Raw genomic sequence first — 17,251 nt, forward strand, 5'->3', positions numbered from 1 at the left:
GTCTGTCCGACACGACCGCGCCGGTCCCCCGCTCGACGGGGGACCGGCGCCGTCATGTCACCAGGGTGTCGTGGAGCCGGAGCAGGTCGTGCGGGGTCAGGCCGAGGCCCTTCGTCAGATAGCCGTAGAGACCGCCGTAGCCGGACCGGACCTCGGTGAGCGCGCTGTCCAGGTACTCCGTCCGTACCTCCTGGAGCGGGATGATCAGGTTGGGGTTCTGCATCAGGCCGCCCTGTTTGAGGGCCTCCCGGACCTTCGCGTCGTGCGCGGCGCGGAAGGTGTTGGAGGCCAGGTAGTCGCCGACGGCCTGGTGTTCGGGTACGCCGAGGGCCTTCAGGAGGAGGTAGCTCGTCCAGCCCGTGCGGTCCTTGCCCGAGGTGCAGTGGTAGAGCAGTGGTGTCGCCTCCGGGCGGGCGAGGTCCTGGAAGGTCGCCGCGAACGCCGCGCGGTTCTCGGCGCTGGTGACGAAGCTGCGGTACACCTCGCGCATGAAGGCGGCCGCCCGGCCGCCGCCGAGCATCTCCTCCTGGCGGACCGGGTCGCGAGAGCCGATCGCCGCCAGCAGTTGCCCGAACAGGCCGTTGTCGGTGACGGGACGGGAGACCGGGGCGAGTCCGGCCGGGAGACGGTCCGCTCCGTCGTACCGCACCTCCAGCGGGATGCGGAAGTCCACGACCGTGCCGAGCCGCAGCCCGGTGAGGGTGGCGACGTCGGACTCGGTGAGCTTGCCGAGGTGGTCGGCGCGGTAGACCAGGCCGTGGCGGACCCGGTCACCGCTGTAGGTGAGATGGCCGCCCAGGTCACGGACGTTGACCGCGCCCTGGAGGGGGATGTGGCGGATCTCGGTGGTGCGGCGGGGTGCGGCCGTCGCGGTGGGGGAGAGGACGGCCGCCAGGGTGGTGGCGGTCGCCGCGCTCAGCAGTGCGCGTCTCGACAGGCTTCTCGGAAGGGGCATGGCCGGACTCCCTTACGGGGATGAGGGGTCACCCTGGTGGTGGCAGGGTGCGGAGCACGTGCGCGGCCTCGGACATGACGCGGCGGACGAGTTCCTCGCAGCTCGGGAGGTCCTCGATCAGACCCGCCACCTGTCCGGAGGCCATGACGCCGAGGTCGGTGCGGCCCTCGACCATGGAGGCCTTGAGGAGCATGGGGGTGTTCGCGGCGAGCAGGACCTGGCTCCACGACAGGTCCTTGCCGTGCTTCATCGCGAGCCCGTCGCGGATCATCCGCGACCACGACAGGCCCGAGAGCTTCCGGAAACCGGCCGCCCGGCGTACCGCCTGGGCCAAGGCCCGTGCCCGGCCCGCCCGTTCGAGGGCGGCGACCATCTCCGTACGGAGCATCCGGTGGGGCAGTCCGTCGACGGCGGTGGTGACGGTGACGTCCCTGACCGAGGCCGCCAGATACCGCGCCTTGACCGAGTCGGGAACGGTCGAGTCGGAGGTCAGGAGGAAACGGGTCCCCATGGCGATGCCGGCGGCGCCGTACGAGAGCGCCGCGACCAGACCGCGCCCGTCGTGGAAACCGCCGGCCGCGATCACCGGGATGCCGACCGCGTCGACCACCTGCGGCAGCAGCACCGTGGTCGCCACCTCGCCCGTGTGCCCGCCGCCCTCCCCGCCCTGCACGATCACCGCGTCCGCGCCCCAGGCCGCGACCTTCTCGGCGTGCCGCCGGGCCCCGATCGACGGGATCACGACCACACCCGCGTCCTTGAGCTCCGCGATCAGCTCCCGCGAGGGGGCGAGGGCGAAGGAGGCGACCCGGACGCCCTCGTCGACGATGATCCGCACCCGTTCGCGGGCGTCGCCCGCGTCCGCGCGCAGGTTCACCCCGAAGGGCCGGTCCGTACGGCTCTTCGTCTCGCGGACCGCGGCCCGCAGTCCGTCGACGCTCATGGTGGCCGAGGCGAGGATGCCGAGCGCGCCCGCCTCGGCCGCCGCCGAGACCAGCCGGGGCCCGGCGACCCAGCCCATACCGGTCTGGACGATCGGGTACCGGACGCCGGTCAGCTCGGTGAGCGCCGTCCTCATGACGCCGTGACCTCGCGGTCCCGCAGCCCGCCTGGGTCGATGACCTCCCGGATGAGCCGCAGCTCCTCGGCGGTCGGTTCGCGGGTGTACGGGACCTCGTCGCCGATCACCAGGTCGAAACCGGTGGCCCGCCTCACCTGGTCCACCGTGACGCCCGGGTGCAGGGAGGCGAGCCGCATCGAGCGGTCGGGCGTCTCGAAGTCGAAGACGCCGAGGTCGGAGACGACCCGGGGGATGCGGTGGAAACGGGTCGCCCCGGCGGCCGCGGCGCGGTCGTGGCCGACGCCGCAGACCATGTCGACGCGTTCGACGAAGACCCGGGGCGAGTGCCGGGGGATCCAGTAACTCACCGGATTGTTGAGCGTGTTGACCGGTGCCCCACGGACGCCCAGGAGCTGACGGGTGGGCCGCGACCAGTCGCCGACGCAGGAGATGTTCTGGTTGCCGTACCGGTCGATCTGGCTCGCGCCCATCATGACGTGCCGCTTGCCGCCGGTGACCATGGTGAGGTGGCGCCGATACGGCAGCCAGCCCTCGACCTGCCCGTCGAGGCCGACGAGCATCGCCTCGCCGTCGGTGAGCAGCAGCTCGGGGGCGAAGGAGCGTTTGGCGAGCCGGGCGCCGAAGGAGGAGACCGGGGCCATGGCGGCGGCGAGGATCTCGCCGCTGCCGCGCCAGGCGTCGGCGCAGGCCACGACGCAGTACTCCGAGCGACTGACGGCCTCCGCCCCACTTGCCTCGGCTTCACGTGCCGCTGCTCCTGTCACCGCTGCCCCTGTCACCGCTGCCCCTCTCCCCGCTGCTCCTCGTGCCAGGCCTGTACGGCCCGCTGGTAGTCGTCCTCGCTCTTGCCGGACAGGAACCGCTCGGCGAACGCGGGCCAGGGCGTGGTCGCGTACATCCGCTGGAAGGGCTCGTCGCGGTCGTGGTCGGGAGCGCAGGAGGTGAAGTGGGCGCCGTTCGGCGTCTCCACGACGCCGGTGACGCTGTGCCGCCCGACGAGGAGGGTCTGCGGGACGGTGTCGCTCCCGAAGCCGTCGACGAGCCGTTCGCAGGAGACGTACGCGGTGTCGGCGGCCTCGCAGAACAGGTCGTCGAAGTACGGGTCCGGGCCGAGGTACTGGCCGTTGCCGAGCCGGTCGGCGCGGTTGACGTGGACCAGGGCCGCGTCCATGCGCAGGGCGGGGACGGCGACGAACTCCTCGTAGCGGCCCTCGTCGTCCGCGTACGGCGACCGGACCGTCCGCAGCTCCGGGTTGACCGTCATCACGTCCGAGCCGAGACCGGCCCTGACCGGGAGGAACGGCAGCCGGTTGGCGGCGGCGTGCAGGCCCCACATGAACATCGCCTCGTCGAGTTCCGTCATCGCGAAGGCGCCGCGCTCTCGGGCGGCCCGGAAGTGCGGTTCGAGGGGGATGGAGTCCAGGGTGGTGAAGGCGGCGACGAGGCGGCGGATCCGTCCGGCGGCGGCGAGCAGACCGACGTCGGGGCCGCCGTAGGAGACCACGGTGAGATCGGTGATCTCGGACCGGAGCAGCGCTCTGACCAGTGCCATCGGCTTGCGGCGCGAGCCCCAGCCGCCGATGCCGATCGTCATCCCGCTGCGCAGCCGACCCACCACCTCCTCGGGCGTCATCGTCTTGTCGCTCGTCGTGTCGCCCGTCCTGTCACCCGTCGTCCTGTCGCCCGTCGTCCTGTCGCTCATGCCGGTCGCTCCTTTCCGAAGCCGGCGCGGACGCGGTCGGCGACACCGCTGAGACCGGCCTCGAAGGTGAAGCCCTGCTCGAAGCGGTAACTGCGGCGCACGTCCACCGGGTCGATCCCGTTGATGGCGGCCTTGGCGAGCCGGATCAGGGACCCGTCCTTGCGGGCGATCTCCTGGGCCAGGCCGAGCGCCGCGTCGAGGAGCCCGTCGCGCGGGACGACCCGCCAGACCGAGCCGTGGGCGTGCAGTTCGGCGGCGGTGACCGTGCGGGAGGTGTAGTACAGCGCGCGCATCAGGTGCTGCGGGACGAGCCGGGCGAGGTGGGTGGCCGCGCCGAGCGCGCCCCGGTCCAACTCCGGCAGCCCGAAGGTGGCGTCCTCGGCGGCCACGATCGCGTCGGCGTTCCCGACGAGCCCGATCCCGCCGCCCAGGCAGAAGCCGCCGACGGCCGCGACGACCGGCACCTCGCACTCGTACACCGCCGAGAAGGCCTCCGCGCAGCCGTGGTTGGCGCCGATGAGGGCCGCGTGTGCCGTGCCGTGCTCGCGCTGGAGCTCCTTGATGTCGACGCCCGCGTTGAAGCCGCGCCCCTCGGCGGTCAGCACCACGCAGCGGTTCTCCTGGTCGCGGCCGGCCGCGCGGACGGCGTCGGCGAGGTCGTACCAGCCCTGAACGGGGAGGGCGTTGACGGGCGGGAAGTCGACGGTGACAAGAGCGATGCCCTTGTCCGGGCGGGAGGTGGAGACACCCATGAGCGGATCAGCTACCTTTCCACCAAACATTTGTTAGGTGACTGCTTGGTGAGGAAAGGTAGCAGCCGATGGAGCTGGACGGGAGGGTCGCCGTCGTCACCGGCGGCACGCGAGGGGTCGGCGCCGGCATCGCCCGGGCCCTCCTGCGGGCCGGGGCGCGGGTGGTCGTCTGCGCGCGCAGGCCACCCGACGCACCGGTCGAAGAGGGCGGCAGGCGGGCCGAGTTCGCCCCGCTCGACCTGCGCGACCCGCACGCCGTCGAGGCGTTCCTCGCCGGACTCGACGCGACGCACGGACGGCTCGACGTGCTCGTCAACAACGCCGGTGGAACGCCGTACCGCCTGCTGGGCGAGGGCGAGGCGGAGCGTCACGCCCGGGTCCTGGCCCTCAACCTCACGGCCCCGCTGACCGTCTCCCTCGCCGCCTACGAGCGGCTGCGCGCCGCGCGCGGCTCCATCGTCATGATCGGCAGCGTCAGCGGAACCCGGCCCTCACCGGGCACGGCCGCCTACGGCGCCGCGAAGGCCGGCCTGGAGAACCTGGCCCGTTCGATGGCCGTGGAGTGGGCTCCGTACGTCCGCGTGAACACCCTCGTCCTCGGCATGGTCCGCACCGAGCTGTCACACCTCCACTACGGCGACGAGGCCGGGATCGCCGCCGTCGGCGCCACCGTCCCGCTCGGCCGGCTCGCCGAACCGAGCGAGGTGGGGGAGGCGGCGGTCTTCCTCGCCTCCGCACGGGCCGCGTACGTCACGGGGGCGTCGCTGCTCGTGCACGGGGGCGGGGAGCGCCCGGCCTTCCTGGACGCCGCGACCGTCAACACCGCCGACAAGGAGAGCTGACATGGCTGACATGGCTGACATGCGTCTGTGCGAAGGGCGCGTCGTGATCGTGACGGGCGCGGGGCGGGGCCTTGGCCGGGCGCACGCGCTCGCCTTCGCCGCCGAGGGCGCGCGGGTCGTCGTCAACGACCTCGGAGTGGACCTCGACGGAGCCGCCTCCGGGGAGTCACCGGCCGGACAGGTCGTGGAGGAGATCCGCGCGGCCGGCGGCGAAGCCGTGGCCCATGGCGGCGACATCGCGACGGGGGAGGGCGCGGCCTCGCTGATCGCCACCGCGCTCGACACGTACGGCCGACTCGACACCCTGGTCAACAACGCGGGCTTCCTGCGCGACCGGATGCTCGTCAACCTCGACGAGGACGACTGGGACGCGGTCATGAGGGTGCACCTGAAAGGCCACTTCCTGCCGCTGCGCCACGCGGTCGCCCACTGGCGCGCGGAGGCCAAGGCGGGCCGCGAGGTGGTGGCGCGGGTCGTCAACACCACTTCCGGGGCGGGCCTGTTGGGCAGCGTGGGGCAGGGGAACTACGCGGCGGCCAAGGCCGGGATCGTCGGACTCACCTTGGTCGCGGCGGCCGAGACGGGCCGGTACGGGGTGCAGGTCAACGCGATCGCGCCGGCGGCCAGGACCCGGATGACCGAGCAGGCCTTCGCGGACCTGGAGGGCGTACCGGAGGACGTCTCCCCCCTGGTGGTCTGGCTGGGCTCGGCGGCCTCGGCGGGCGTGACCGGCCGCGTCTTCGAGGCGGAGGCCAGCCGCATCACCGTCATGGAGGGCTGGCGGCCCGGCCCGACGACGGACAGGGGCCGGCGCTGGACCCCGGCGGAGGCGGGCGAGGCGACATCGAAACTCCTGGCCGAGGCGGAACCGCCGGGCCCGGTGTACGGGGCATAGGGCTCACGCCCACGGGACCTGCCGCCTGACCGACGGGGGCGGCTCGTTGCCGTACCGCCGGGTCGGCGGTCCGTCGCGCCGTGCGCCGGTCGATCGGCGGGGGCGGCTCGTTGCCGTACTGCCGGGTCGGCGGTCCGTCGCGTCGTGCGCCGGTCGATCGGCGGGGGCGGCTGTTGCCGTACCGCCGGGTTCGGCGGTCCGTCGCGCCGCCGTGTGCCAGTCAATCGGTGGGGGCGGCCCGTTGCCGTACCGCCGGGTCGGCCGGTCCGTCGCGCCGTGCACCGGTCGATCGACGCGGGCCGGCCTGTTCCCTTACCGCTGGAGTCGGCGGTCCGCCGTGCCGCCGTGCCGCCGTGTGCCAGTCAATCGGTGGGGCGGCCTGTTCCCGTACCGCCGGGTCGGCGGTCCGTCGCGCCGTGCGCCGGTCGATCGACGCGGCCGGCTCGTTCCCGTACCGCCGGGTCGGCCGTCCGTCGCGCCGCGCGCCGGTCAGCGGCAGCGGGGAGCCGTCCACTCCAGGCGGGTCCTGATCCGCGGATCTCGTACGTACTCGATGGCGGCCAGGGCCGTCTCGCGGGCGGTGCCCTCCGGGTCGCCGTCCGCGAGGATCGCGGCCAGCGCCTCGATCGCGCGCGGATCCTGACGGATCGCCAGGCCGCGAGCCGCCTCGGCCACCGCGTCCGGGTCGGGGTCCCCGAGCCGCGCCACGAGCGCGTCCCGGAGTACGGGGGTGTCCTCGGGCACCTCCGCGAGGGCCAGGGTCGCCCAGTCCCGCACCCCCGAGTCGTGGTCCCGGCTCAGCCGGATCAACGCGCCGACGGCGCCCGGGTGCCCGGCCGGCACCATCCCCGTGAGCGCGCACCCGACCGCCCGCCGCACCTCCGCGTCGCCATGCCCGGCGAACGCCACCACCTCGTCCACGGCCGCCGGATCCCCGATCCGCCCCAACGCCGTGACGACGGCGAGCGCGGGCTCGCGCCGCGCACGGTGCCCGTCACCGCGTGCGGGCGCCCGCCCCGCCGCCCGGCCGTCGGCCGGTGGGATCTCCGGCCCCGACGCCCGGTCGTCGGCCGGTGGGATCTCCGGCCCCGACGCCCGGTCGTCGGCCGGTGGGATCTCCCGCCCTGGACGGGCCCCGTCCCCCGGCGCCAGCTCGCGGGCCAGGCGGCGCAGCGGCGGCAGCGACCTCGGCGCCCAGGCGGGCAGGCGGCCCAGGACGTCCGCGCCGAGGGCTTGGCGCAGGGGGTCATCGCCCGCCTCGCACCAGGCGAGAGCCGCCGCGACGGTCTCCTCGTCGCCGCGCGCGGCCAGGGCCGTGACCGCCTCCGTCCAGTCGTCCTGGTCGGGGTCGCCGCAGCCCAGTGCCCGTTCGGCGAGCTCCTCGCAGGGCACCCGGACGCCGAGCGCGGTCTCCAGGAGCGTGGCGATGGCGGCGTGCCCGGTCTGCTGTTCGTTGCCGCTGCCGGGCGCGCCGTCCTCGCGCAGCAGGTCGACGACGACGGTCACTCCGCCGTCCTCGGCGACGCGGCGGACGACCGCCTCGTACGGTTCGGCGCCGTGCGTCTCCAGCAGCCCCCGCAGCAGCGCGCCCGCGACGTCCACGCCGATCCAGCGACGCGCCTCGCGCAGGGCCTCCTCCCGGTGGCCCGCGCCGTGGTCGAGCAGCGCCCGCACGCTCGCGGCCGAGCCGCGCCGGGCCGCCGCGACCAGGGGCGGCAGCCCGTCGCTGCCCGGGCGTCCCGGGTCCGCCCCGTGCTCCAGGAGGAGCCGTACGGTCTCCGCGTGCCCGAGCCGTACCGCCCAGTCCAACGCCGTGAAGCCGTACGCCTCCTCCTGGTCGGCGCGCGCCCCCGCCGCGAGCAGCGCCCTGACCACCTCGGTGTGCCCGCCGCACGCCGCCCCGCACAGCGGAAGGTCCCCGGCACCCTCGCCGCTGCCCCGCGCGGGGTCGGCCCCGGCGGCCAGCAGGAGGCGGACGATCCCGGCCTCGTTCGCGAGGGCGGCCCGGTACAGCGCGGTCTCCCCCTCCGAGTCGGCCTCGGGGGACTCCCCGGCCCGGAGGGCGCGGACGGCGGCGTCATCGTCCCCGTCGAGAATGGCGTCGAACAGCGTGCTCATCCAGCGACTTTCACCCGAAAGGTACGTACGGCGCAAATGATTACGCGCCTCAGGTGATGACGCGCCTCAGGGGCCCCACCCACCCCCCACCCCCCACCCCCTCGTGCCCTACGCGTCACACTCCAGCACCGACTCGCACACCCGGCACCGCACCCGCACCCCGCGCCCCCCGGCCGGCACCCGCAGCCGCTGCCAGCACACCGGGCACGGGAAGGAGACCCTGGTCGCCGGCCCGCTCCCCTCGAAGGCGTACGGCAGCCCCGCCGCCGCCCGCCCGTAGCGGCGCTCCTTGGCGTACCGGTGCCGCGCCGCCCACCCCGCGCCCGCCAGCGGAGGCCGGCGCCCGTCCCGCGCCGCCGTCTCCCGTCCCCGGCCCCACGCCTCGTACGCCTGCGGGCTGGTGAACCAGGGCGACGGGTCCTCCCCGAACGCCGCGGCCCGCTTCGCCAGCACGTACCCGAACTCCTCCGGCGTCAGATAGCCCAGCTTCTGGTGGGAGACCGCGTCCTCCCGGAACGCGTCGAGCAGCAGCCACCCCGCCCCGAGATAGGTCGTCACCACGTCGGTGAGGATCTCGTTGTCCCGGGTGCCGGGGAAGCCGAGGTCCAACCGGTGCAGCAGCACATGCGTGATCTCGTGGGCCAGCGCCGCGCCCACGTCCCTGCGGTGGAGGCGGAAGCGATCGTTCAGCTCGATGAAGTACTCGGGGCCGGCCGCCAGTTCGACGCTCGCCGCGTGCTCCATCCGGCGGAAACTCACGATCATCCGCGCCTCGGGCAGCCGCAGCTGCCGCACGAGCGCCCTGGCCACCCGCTGCGCCCCGAGGTGGAGGTCGTCCTCGTCGCCGAAGGCCACGTCCGCCGCCGCCACGCTCGTGGCGTACCGCCGTACCCCGTCCGCGGAGAGCCTCCGGTACAGCGCGGTGATCGAGGCCCGGACCGCGTCGAGGTGCGGGAACCCGTGCGTGACTTCGCCGTTTCCGCCGCCGTTCGGCACGTCGTCACCCCCTTCTCTCCACTGTACGAGGACGCTGGGGCAGGCGAAGCGCTGGCCGAAAACGAGTTCTTGTGGCCCCCGCGAAGCCTTGCCCATAATCCGGACCAAGCTTTGACGGGCACATGCCATCAAGGCTCAACCCCCCATGAAAGGCAGACACTTGAAGAAGAACCGATTGGTCCGCGCGCTGCAGAGAATCGCCGCGGCCGGCGCCGTCGTCCTCGCCGCGGTCAGCCTCCAGCCCTCCACCGCCTCCGCCGCGCCCACCCCCGTCGTGGGCGGAACCCGGGCCGCGCAGGGCGAGTTCCCCTGGATGGTCAGGCTCTCCATGGGCTGCGGCGGCTCCCTGCTGACCCCGCAGATCGTCCTCACCGCCGCCCACTGCGTGAGCGGCTCCGGCAACAACACCAGCATCACCGCCACCGCCGGAGTCGTGGACCTGCAGAGCGGCAGCGCCATCAAGGTCAGGTCCACCAAGGTCCTCCAGGCCCCCGGCTACAACGGCACGGGCAAGGACTGGGCCCTGATCAAGCTCGCCTCGCCGATCACCTCGCTGCCCACCCTCAAGATCGCGGACACCACCGCGTACAACAGCGGCACGTTCACCGTCGCCGGCTGGGGCGCCACCCGCGAGGGCGGCGCGCAGCAGCGGTACCTGCGCAAGGCGACCGTGCCGTTCGTCTCCGACGCCTCCTGCCAGGCGGCGTACGGCAGCTCCCTCGTCCCGTCCGAGGAGATCTGCGCGGGCTACAACGAGGGCGGGGTCGACACCTGCCAGGGCGACTCCGGCGGCCCGATGTTCCGCCGGGACAACGCCGGTGCCTGGATCCAGGTCGGCATCGTGAGCTGGGGCGAGGGCTGCGCACGGCCCGGCTACCCCGGCGTCTACACCGAGGTCTCGACCTTCGCCTCCGCGATCAAGTCCGCCGCCGCGACGCTGTGACCCCGTGACGCGGTAGGTGTACGTGTACGTGTACGGGGGTGGGGCCCGCCTCCGTACACGTACCGCGCGTACCGCACGCCCGTACCTCACGCCCGTACCGCATGTACCGCACGCCCGTACCGCATGTACCGCAGCGCGTGCGGCGCCCACCGCGCGCTTCCTACGCCAGCTCCACCCGCCCCGGCGCCCCGCCCTCCAGCTCCAGGACCCACACCTCGTTGCCGCCCTCCCGCAGCACCGGACCCGGCACGAACAGCGAGTCCTGCGGACCCACGTCCCAGAACCGCCCCAGGCAGAAGCCGTTCACCCACACGAAGCCGCGGCCCGCACCCGGCAGGGAGAGCGCCGCGTCACCGGGACCCGCGACCTCCACGACCGCCCGGTACAGGCCGGGAGCCCCACCCGCCGCCGGACCGAACGGCACCTTCCCCACGGCCCCCGCCTCGAACGCGTCCAGCCGCAGCCCCCGGGCCCGTACCCCGTGCACGTACTGCCGCTCGTGCCGCACCCCGCCCGTGATCCCCTTCGGCTCACCCTGGCGCGGCCCGTAGTTGACCCGGCCCAGCGACTCCACCCACAGCTCGACCACCGCGGGCCCCGCCACCGGTTCCGGCAGCACCGCGTCCTCCGTCGTCAGTACGCCCGCCCGGACCCCGTCCACGAACACCGTCGCACGGTCCCGCAGCCCGCTCACCGACAGTGGATACGGCTGCCGGGGCCCGGGAATCTCCACGCGATAGCGGACCACCCCCCGCTCCACGCCCAGCTCCTCGAAGGTCGGCGGCACCGGGGCCACCGCCTCCTCGTCGCCCAGCACCTCCAGGACCTCCGCCAGCGGAGCCCACTCGGCCAGGGCCCCGGCCACCGGAGCGGCGATCCGCCGCGGCGGCCCCGGCACCTCCGGCAGCGGACCCTCCGCGAACTCCGCGAGCACCTCCCGGAAGCGCCAGAACTTCTCCGTCGGCAGCCCCGCCTCGTCCACCGGCGCGTCATAGTCGTACGAGGTCACCGTCGGCCGCAGCTCCCCCTCGTGCAGCGCACCGGCCCGGTTCGCCCCCGCCCAGCCCGCGAAATTCGTCCCGCCGTGCGCCATGTAGACGTTCACCGACGCCCCGCACTCCAGGATCTCCCGCAGCGTCGCCGCCGCGTCCTCCGCGTCCCGTACGGAATGCTCCGTGCCCCAGTGGTCGAACCAGCCGCACCAGAACTCCATGCACATCAGCGGCCCCGACGGCTGATGCCGCCGCAGCGCCGCGAACGCCTCCCGCGCCCCCGAACCGAAGTTCGCCGTCGCGAGCACCCCCGGCACCGAGCCGCCCGTCAGCATGTGGTCCTCCGGCCCGTCCGACGTGAACAGCGGCACCCCCACCCCACAGTCGAGCAGCAGATCCGCCACCCGCCGCAGATACCCCTGGTCCGAGCCGTAACTGCCGTACTCGTTCTCCACCTGGACCATGATCACCGGGCCGCCGCGGTCGATCTGCCGCGCCGCGACCTGCGGAAGCAGCGCCCGGAACCAGCGCTCCACCTGCTCCAGGTACTCCGCGTCGTCCGTCCGCACCCGCCGACCGAGCGAGCCCGTCAGCCAGTGCGGCAGCCCGCCGTTCTCCCACTCGGCGCAGATGTACGGCCCCGGCCGCACGATCGCCCACATCCCGGCCCGCTCCACCGCGTCCAGGAACCGGCCGAGCGCGGCCACATCCCCGTACCGGCCCGGCTCCGGCTCGTACAGATTCCAGGGGACGTACGTCTCCACACAGTTCAGCCCCATCGCGCGGAGCATCTCCAGGCGGTGCCCCCACTGCTCCTCGTGCACCCGGAAGTAGTGCAGCGCCCCCGACAGCAGCCGCACCGGCCGCCCGTCCAGGAGGAAGTCCTCGTCACCCACAGCGAACGTGCTCATGGACTCACCCTCGCCCTCTGGCGGCGGACCGGTCCATGGACAAAGATCGTCGCTGTTTGGACGTAAGGAGCCCGAGCCGATGTACCACACCTGGATGCGCTACTTCACGCCCAGCCCGGTCCACCACCGCCTCGGGCTCGTCTGTCTCGGCGTCGGGCTGCAGCACGGCACCCTGCCCACCGTCGGCCCGCGCACCCTCGACCACCACGTGGCCGTCGTCGTCAGCGCCGGCAGCGGCTGGTACCGCGGCCCCGACGGACGGCGCACCACCGTCACCGCACCCGCCCTGATCTGGCTCACCCCCGGCATACCCCACCACTACTCCGCCGACCGCGGCACCGGCTGGGACGAGAGCTTCGTCGACTTCGGCGGCCCCGCCACCGCCACCTACACCGAACTCGGCTACATCGAGCCCGACCGGCCCGTCGTCCCGCTCTCCGACGCCGCGGGACCACGCGCCGTCATCGGCCGGATCGCCCGCGCCGCCCGGCGCGGCAACCCGCTCCTGGAGGTCGAGACCGGCGCCGCCGTCCACGAACTCCTCGTCGCGCTCCGCCGCGCCCGCGCCGACACCAACGCCGACGGCGACCCCGTCCTGACCGCCCTCGCCCGCGACGCCTTCCAGCCGCTCTCCGTCGCCGAGCACGCCGCCCGGCACGGCATGACCCCGGCCGAGCTGCGCACCGCCGTACGGCGCGCGGCCGGCTGCAGCCCCAAGGACTACCTGCTCTCCATCCGGCTCGGCCGCGCCAAGGAACTCCTCGCCGCCACCGAACTGCCCGTCGCGGCCGTCGCCCGCCGGGTCGGCTACGACGACCCGGCCTACTTCTCCCGGCTGTTCACCCGGAGGGTCGGCGCTGCCCCGATCCGCTTCCGTGAACAGCAGGGCAGGACCGTGCCGGGCGGCTGGAGCAACCGGATCCCGGATCCCGAACACCCTCCGACGATCGCCACCCGCTCCGTCTAAGCTCGCTGCTCATGAGCGACATCGACGAGTCCGTGACCGCGGAACTGACCCGGCTCCGCGAGAGCATCGACAACATCGACGCGGCGGTCGTACACATGCTCGCCGAGCGCTTCAAATGCACCCAGCAGGTCGGCGTCCTCAAGGCCAAGCACCAGCTGCCGCCGGCCGACCCGACACGCGAGGCCAGCCAGATCACCCGCCTGCGCGAGCTCGCCGAGAGCGCGAAACTGGACCCGGCGTTCGCGGAGAAGCTCCTGAACTTCATCATCGCGGAGGTCATCCGCCACCACGAGACGATCGCGGACGGGGCGAACGGAGCGAACGGGGCGAACGGGGCGACCCGGGACGCGGCCAACGCGGACGGAGCACGCTGATGGGCCGCGTCACCCTCTTCACGCTCGGCGGAACGATCTCCGCACGCGGCGGCGACGCCACCCGCATGACGGGCGCGGAGGTGGTGGCGGGCCTCGGCGTCCCCGGCGTGGAGGTCGAGCTGCGCGACTTCCGCCGGCTGCCCAGCTCCTCCCTGACCTTCGAGGACCTCGCCGCGCTCGCGCACGACGTACGGGAGACGGTCGCCGCCGGCTCCGGCGTCGTCGTGGTCCAGGGCACCGACACCCTGGAGGAGACCGCCTTCCTCCTCGACCTGCTCTGCCCGACGGACCGGCCGATCGTCGTCACCGGCGCCATGCGCCGCCCCGACCTGCCCGGCGCGGACGGCCCCGCCAACCTGGCGGCCGCCCTCACGGTCGCCGCCGACCCCCGCTGCCGCGACCTCGGCGTCCTGGTCGTCCTCGCCGACGAGATCCACGCGGCCCGGCACGTCCGTAAGACCCACACCACCTCCGTGGCCACGTTCGCCTCCCCGGGCGCCGGCCCCCTCGGCGCGGTCGTCGAGGGCGAGACGAGGATCCTGCTGCGCCCCACCACCCCCTCCGCGATCCGCCCCCTGCGGTTCGACCCGGCGGTACGGGTCGCCCTGCTCACCCTCTCCCTCGGCGACCGCGGCGAACTCCTCGAAGCCGTCGACTCCCGCTTCGACGGCCTCGTCCTGGCCGCCTTCGGCGCCGGACACGTCCCCGACCGGCTGGTCGAGCCCCTGGCGGAGCTGGCCACCCGTATCCCGGTCGTCCTCGCCTCCCGCACCGGCGCGGGCGCCACCCTCACCCACACCTACCGCGGTCCCGGCTCCGAGTACGACGTCCTGCACCGCGGCCTCATCCCCGCAGGACCCCTGGACCCGCCCAAGGCCCGCCTCCTCCTCCACGCCCTCATCTCCAGCGGCGCCGCCGGACCGGCCGGCTACGACCGCCCCCGCATCACCGCCGCCTTCACCCACCTCAACGGCGCCGGCCTCGCCTGAGAGCGGAACCCCCACGAGCTGGAACCCCTCCACGAGCGGGAAGACACCACGAGCCGCGAAACACCATGAGCAGGGGAAACCCCCTGCCGCGTCCCCGCGCCGTCAGGCAGCATGGCCCCATGTCCGTACTGACGCGCGACGAAGCGCAGACCCGTGCCCAGCTCCTCGACGTCCAGCACTACGCGGTCGACCTCGACCTCACCACCGGCGACGAGACCTTCGAATCCACCAGCGTCATTCGCTTCACCGCCCGCACCGCCGGGAACACCTTCGTCGAGCTCAAGCCCGAGACCCTCCACTCCGCCCTCCTCGACGGCGAGCCCCTCGACACCGGCTCCCTCGACGGCAACCGGCTCCCCCTCACCCTCACCGAGGGCGAACACATCCTCAGCGTCGCCACCACCATGCGGTACTCCCGTACCGGCGAGGGCATGCACCGCTTCACGGACCCCACCGACGGCGAGTCGTACGTCTACACCCAGCTCTTCATGGAGGACGTCCAGCGCGTCTTCGCCGCCTTCGACCAGCCCGACCTCAAGGCCGTCTTCGAGCTGGCCGTCACAGCCCCCGAGGGCTGGACCGTCCTCGCCAACGGCATCACCGAGCAGCAGCCCGACGGCCGCTGGAAGGCCGCCGCCACCCCGCTCCTCTCCACCTACTTCGTCTGCGTCGCCGCCGGACCCTGGCACTCCGTCCGCACCCGGCACGCCGGGCTCCCCTTCGGCATCCACTGCCGCCGCTCCCTCGCCCCCCACCTCGACGCCGACGCCGAGGAGATCCTCGACGTCACCAAGGCCTGCTTCGACCGCTTCCACGAGAAGTTCGAGGAGCCCTACCCCTTCGACTCCTACGACCAGGCCTTCGTCCCCGAGTTCAACGCCGGCGCCATGGAGAACCCCGGCCTCGTCACCTTCCGCGACGAGTTCGTCTACCGCTCCGCCGTCACCGTCACCGAGCGCCAGACCCGCGCCATGGTCATCGCCCACGAGATGGCCCACATGTGGTTCGGCGACCTCGTCACCCTGCGCTGGTGGGACGACATCTGGCTGAACGAGTCCTTCGCCGAGTACATGGGCTACCAGACCGTCAACGAGGCGTGCTCCGACCGCTTCCCCGACACCTGGATCGACTTCGGCATCGCCCGCAAGGCCTGGGGGTACGACGCCGACCAGCGGCCCTCCACCCACCCCGTCGCCCCCGACCCCGACGCCGTCCCCGACACCGCCTCCGCGCTGCTCAACTTCGACGGCATCTCCTACGCCAAGGGCGCCTCCGCCCTGCGCCAGCTCGTCGCCTGGATGGGGGAGAAGGACTTCCTCGCCGGCATCAACACCCACTTCAAGCGCCACAAGTTCGGCAACGCCACCCTCGCCGACTTCATCGACAATCTCGCCTCCGCCACCGACCGCGACGTCCACGGCTGGGCCGAGCGGTGGCTGCGCACCACCGGCGTCGATACCCTCACCCCCACACTCGGCGGCGACGAGACCCGCACCACCCTCACCGTGGGCCACGACGGCAGCCGCCCGCACCGCATCGCCGCCGGCGTCTACGACCGCGACCTCATCGACGCCCGGCGGCTCGTGGCCCGCGAGCGCCTGGAGCTCGACGTGCCGCAGACCGCGCCCGTCGACCTTCCAGGGCCGTGCCCCGCCCTCGTCGTCCTCAACGACGGCGACCTCACCTACGCCAAGGTCCGCCTCGACGAGGCCTCCCTGGAGACCGCCCTGCGCGGCCTCTCCGGCATCCCCGGCGCCCTCACCCGCGCCGTCGTCTGGAACACCCTGCGCGACATGGTCCGCGACGGCGAACTCGCCCCCGCCGCCTACCTGGAGGCGGCCCACGCCCACCTCCCCGAGGAGAGGGACCTCGCCGTCGTCCAGGGCGTCCTCTCCTTCGCCCGCGCCCAGATCGCCGACCGCTACCTGCCGGCCGAGGAACGCCCCGGCGCGCTCGCCCTCCTCACCTCCCTGGCCCGCGACCTCATCCGCCGCACCGAGGACGGCGACGCCCCCGGCCTGCGCCTGACCGCCGTCCGCACCTTCATCGACAGCGCGACCCAGCCCGACACGATCGCCGCCTGGCTCGCCGAGGGAACCGTCCCCGGCGGCCCCGAGGTCGACCCCGAGCTCCGCTGGCGCATCCTCGCCCGCCTCGCCGTCCTCGGCGCCGTCGACGAGGCCGCGATCGACGAGGAACTGGCGCACGACCCGAGCGCCACCGGCCAGGAGGGAGCGGCCCGCTGCCGCGCCGCCCTGCCCGACCCCCAGGCCAAGGCGGCCGCCTGGTCCCGCCTCTTCGACACGGACGACCTGTCCAACTACCTCTTCACCGCGACGGCCCAGGGCTTCTGGCAGCCCGAACAGGCCGAGCTGGTACGGGAGTACGTGCCCCGCTTCTACCCCGCAGCCATCGCCCTCGGCGCCCGGCGCGGCCCCGCGATGGCGGAGGCCGCGGGCCGCTACGCCTTCCCCGCGTACGCCGTCGACGCCGCCTCCCTCTCCCTCGGGGAGACCCATCTCAACGAGAACGCGATGATCCCGGCCCTCCACCGCAAACTCGCCGACCAACTCGACGACCTCCGGCGGGCCCTGCGCGTCCGCGGCGCGTAAGGGGGGCGCCGCCGGAGCCGGGGCGGCTCCGGCGGCCCGCCCATGGCCGCCCGACGGCCCGGCCGCTCGACGGCCCGGCCGCCCCCGGACCGGCCGCCCGACGGCCCGGCCGCCCAACCCCC

General features: G+C 73.8%; 15 protein-coding genes. 7 read left to right on the forward strand and 8 right to left on the reverse strand.

Translation table 11 applies throughout. The annotated features are described in order from the left end of the window. Positions 1-52: 52 nt before the first annotated feature. Genes ACF06X_RS04840 through ACF06X_RS04860 form a run of 5 tightly spaced genes read right to left on the reverse strand, consistent with a single transcriptional unit; the run spans position 53 to position 4,490 of the window. On the reverse strand, positions 53-955 hold the full coding sequence (locus ACF06X_RS04840; RefSeq protein WP_392285719.1) for a tyrosine-protein phosphatase: 903 nt from the start codon (positions 953-955) through the stop codon (positions 53-55). 28 nt (positions 956-983) lie between these two features. Next, the gene (locus tag ACF06X_RS04845) at positions 984-2,033 is read right to left on the reverse strand and encodes an NAD(P)H-dependent flavin oxidoreductase (RefSeq protein ID WP_392285720.1); all 1,050 of its coding nucleotides are present in this window, start codon (positions 2,031-2,033) and stop codon (positions 984-986) included. Next, positions 2,030-2,800: a CoA-transferase subunit beta gene (locus tag ACF06X_RS04850; RefSeq protein ID WP_392285721.1), complete on the reverse strand. Its 771-nt coding sequence runs from the start codon at positions 2,798-2,800 to the stop codon at positions 2,030-2,032. Before ACF06X_RS04850 ends, ACF06X_RS04845 begins: the two co-directional genes overlap by 4 nt. Before the next feature lie 11 nt (positions 2,801-2,811). Then, complete coding sequence (locus ACF06X_RS04855; RefSeq protein ID WP_392285722.1) at positions 2,812-3,738, reverse strand: CoA transferase subunit A; 927 nt, start codon at positions 3,736-3,738, stop codon at positions 2,812-2,814. Continuing rightward, positions 3,735-4,490 (reverse strand): enoyl-CoA hydratase family protein, encoded by a 756-nt coding sequence (locus tag ACF06X_RS04860; protein WP_392285723.1) that lies wholly within the window; start codon positions 4,488-4,490, stop codon positions 3,735-3,737. Before ACF06X_RS04860 ends, ACF06X_RS04855 begins: the two co-directional genes overlap by 4 nt. 68 nt (positions 4,491-4,558) lie before the next feature. Between ACF06X_RS04860 and ACF06X_RS04865 the strand changes: the two genes are divergently transcribed. Together ACF06X_RS04865 and ACF06X_RS04870 are read left to right on the forward strand one after the other, a co-directional pair. Continuing rightward, the gene (locus ACF06X_RS04865; RefSeq protein ID WP_392285724.1) at positions 4,559-5,332 is read left to right on the forward strand and encodes an SDR family oxidoreductase; all 774 of its coding nucleotides are present in this window, start codon (positions 4,559-4,561) and stop codon (positions 5,330-5,332) included. Between the two features lie 10 nt (positions 5,333-5,342). After that, a complete protein-coding gene (locus ACF06X_RS04870) occupies positions 5,343-6,227 on the forward strand; it encodes an SDR family oxidoreductase (RefSeq protein WP_392285980.1) in 885 nt (294 codons plus the stop codon). Positions 6,228-6,716: 489 nt separating this feature from the next. Here the strand turns inward: ACF06X_RS04870 and ACF06X_RS04875 are convergent, their stop codons facing one another. Both ACF06X_RS04875 and ACF06X_RS04880 read right to left on the reverse strand, forming a co-directional pair. Further along, positions 6,717-8,345, reverse strand: a complete 1,629-nt coding sequence (locus ACF06X_RS04875) for an ankyrin repeat domain-containing protein (protein WP_392285725.1) — start codon at positions 8,343-8,345, stop codon at positions 6,717-6,719. 108 nt (positions 8,346-8,453) lie between these two features. Next, positions 8,454-9,341 (reverse strand): hypothetical protein, encoded by an 888-nt coding sequence (locus ACF06X_RS04880; protein WP_392285726.1) that lies wholly within the window; start codon positions 9,339-9,341, stop codon positions 8,454-8,456. A gap of 145 nt (positions 9,342-9,486) precedes the next feature. On the opposite strand from ACF06X_RS04880, the gene ACF06X_RS04885 reads away from it, so the two are divergent. Beyond that, entirely contained in the window at positions 9,487-10,284 is a 798-nt protein-coding gene (locus ACF06X_RS04885; RefSeq protein WP_392285727.1) for a S1 family peptidase, read from the forward strand. Positions 10,285-10,444: 160 nt separating this feature from the next. Here ACF06X_RS04885 and ACF06X_RS04890 read toward each other — a convergent pair whose 3' ends face one another. Further along, on the reverse strand, positions 10,445-12,187 hold the full coding sequence (locus ACF06X_RS04890) for a beta-galactosidase family protein (RefSeq protein ID WP_392285728.1): 1,743 nt from the start codon (positions 12,185-12,187) through the stop codon (positions 10,445-10,447). A gap of 79 nt (positions 12,188-12,266) precedes the next feature. Here ACF06X_RS04890 and ACF06X_RS04895 point away from each other — a divergent pair, with 79 nt between their 5' ends. The 4 genes from ACF06X_RS04895 to pepN all read left to right on the forward strand — a co-directional run bounded on the left by ACF06X_RS04895 (position 12,267) and on the right by pepN (position 17,129). Further along, on the forward strand, positions 12,267-13,154 hold the full coding sequence (locus ACF06X_RS04895; protein WP_392285729.1) for an AraC family transcriptional regulator: 888 nt from the start codon (positions 12,267-12,269) through the stop codon (positions 13,152-13,154). A 5-nt stretch (positions 13,155-13,159) separates the two neighbouring features. Continuing rightward, positions 13,160-13,528 (forward strand): chorismate mutase, encoded by a 369-nt coding sequence (locus tag ACF06X_RS04900; protein WP_392285981.1) that lies wholly within the window; start codon positions 13,160-13,162, stop codon positions 13,526-13,528. Further along, positions 13,528-14,517 (forward strand): asparaginase, encoded by a 990-nt coding sequence (locus ACF06X_RS04905; RefSeq protein ID WP_392285730.1) that lies wholly within the window; start codon positions 13,528-13,530, stop codon positions 14,515-14,517. Before ACF06X_RS04900 ends, ACF06X_RS04905 begins: the two co-directional genes overlap by 1 nt. Positions 14,518-14,636: 119 nt before the next feature. Further along, the gene (pepN, locus tag ACF06X_RS04910; protein WP_392285731.1) at positions 14,637-17,129 is read left to right on the forward strand and encodes an aminopeptidase N; all 2,493 of its coding nucleotides are present in this window, start codon (positions 14,637-14,639) and stop codon (positions 17,127-17,129) included. Positions 17,130-17,251: the final 122 nt, after the last annotated feature.

The organism is Streptomyces sp. NPDC015346 (genome assembly GCF_043078785.1).
Taxonomy (GTDB): Bacteria; Actinomycetota; Actinomycetes; order Streptomycetales; family Streptomycetaceae; genus Streptomyces.

Excerpts from the sequence above, each read along its gene's own strand:
- ACF06X_RS04895 (WP_392285729.1), top strand. The coding sequence starts at position 12,267 with ATGTACCACACCTGGATGCGCTACTTCACGCCCAGCCCGGTCCACCAC.
- ACF06X_RS04855 (WP_392285722.1), bottom strand. The coding sequence starts at position 3,738 with ATGAGCGACAGGACGACGGGCGACAGGACGACGGGTGACAGGACGGGC.
- ACF06X_RS04870 (WP_392285980.1), top strand. The coding sequence starts at position 5,343 with ATGGCTGACATGCGTCTGTGCGAAGGGCGCGTCGTGATCGTGACGGGC.
- ACF06X_RS04875 (WP_392285725.1), bottom strand. The coding sequence starts at position 8,345 with ATGAGCACGCTGTTCGACGCCATTCTCGACGGGGACGATGACGCCGCC.
- ACF06X_RS04890 (WP_392285728.1), bottom strand. The coding sequence starts at position 12,187 with ATGAGCACGTTCGCTGTGGGTGACGAGGACTTCCTCCTGGACGGGCGG.
- pepN (WP_392285731.1), top strand. The coding sequence starts at position 14,637 with ATGTCCGTACTGACGCGCGACGAAGCGCAGACCCGTGCCCAGCTCCTC.
- ACF06X_RS04845 (WP_392285720.1), bottom strand. The coding sequence starts at position 2,033 with ATGAGGACGGCGCTCACCGAGCTGACCGGCGTCCGGTACCCGATCGTC.
- ACF06X_RS04860 (WP_392285723.1), bottom strand. The coding sequence starts at position 4,490 with ATGGGTGTCTCCACCTCCCGCCCGGACAAGGGCATCGCTCTTGTCACC.
- ACF06X_RS04905 (WP_392285730.1), top strand. The coding sequence starts at position 13,528 with ATGGGCCGCGTCACCCTCTTCACGCTCGGCGGAACGATCTCCGCACGC.
- ACF06X_RS04865 (WP_392285724.1), top strand. The coding sequence starts at position 4,559 with ATGGAGCTGGACGGGAGGGTCGCCGTCGTCACCGGCGGCACGCGAGGG.
- ACF06X_RS04885 (WP_392285727.1), top strand. The coding sequence starts at position 9,487 with ATGAAAGGCAGACACTTGAAGAAGAACCGATTGGTCCGCGCGCTGCAG.
- ACF06X_RS04840 (WP_392285719.1), bottom strand. The coding sequence starts at position 955 with ATGCCCCTTCCGAGAAGCCTGTCGAGACGCGCACTGCTGAGCGCGGCG.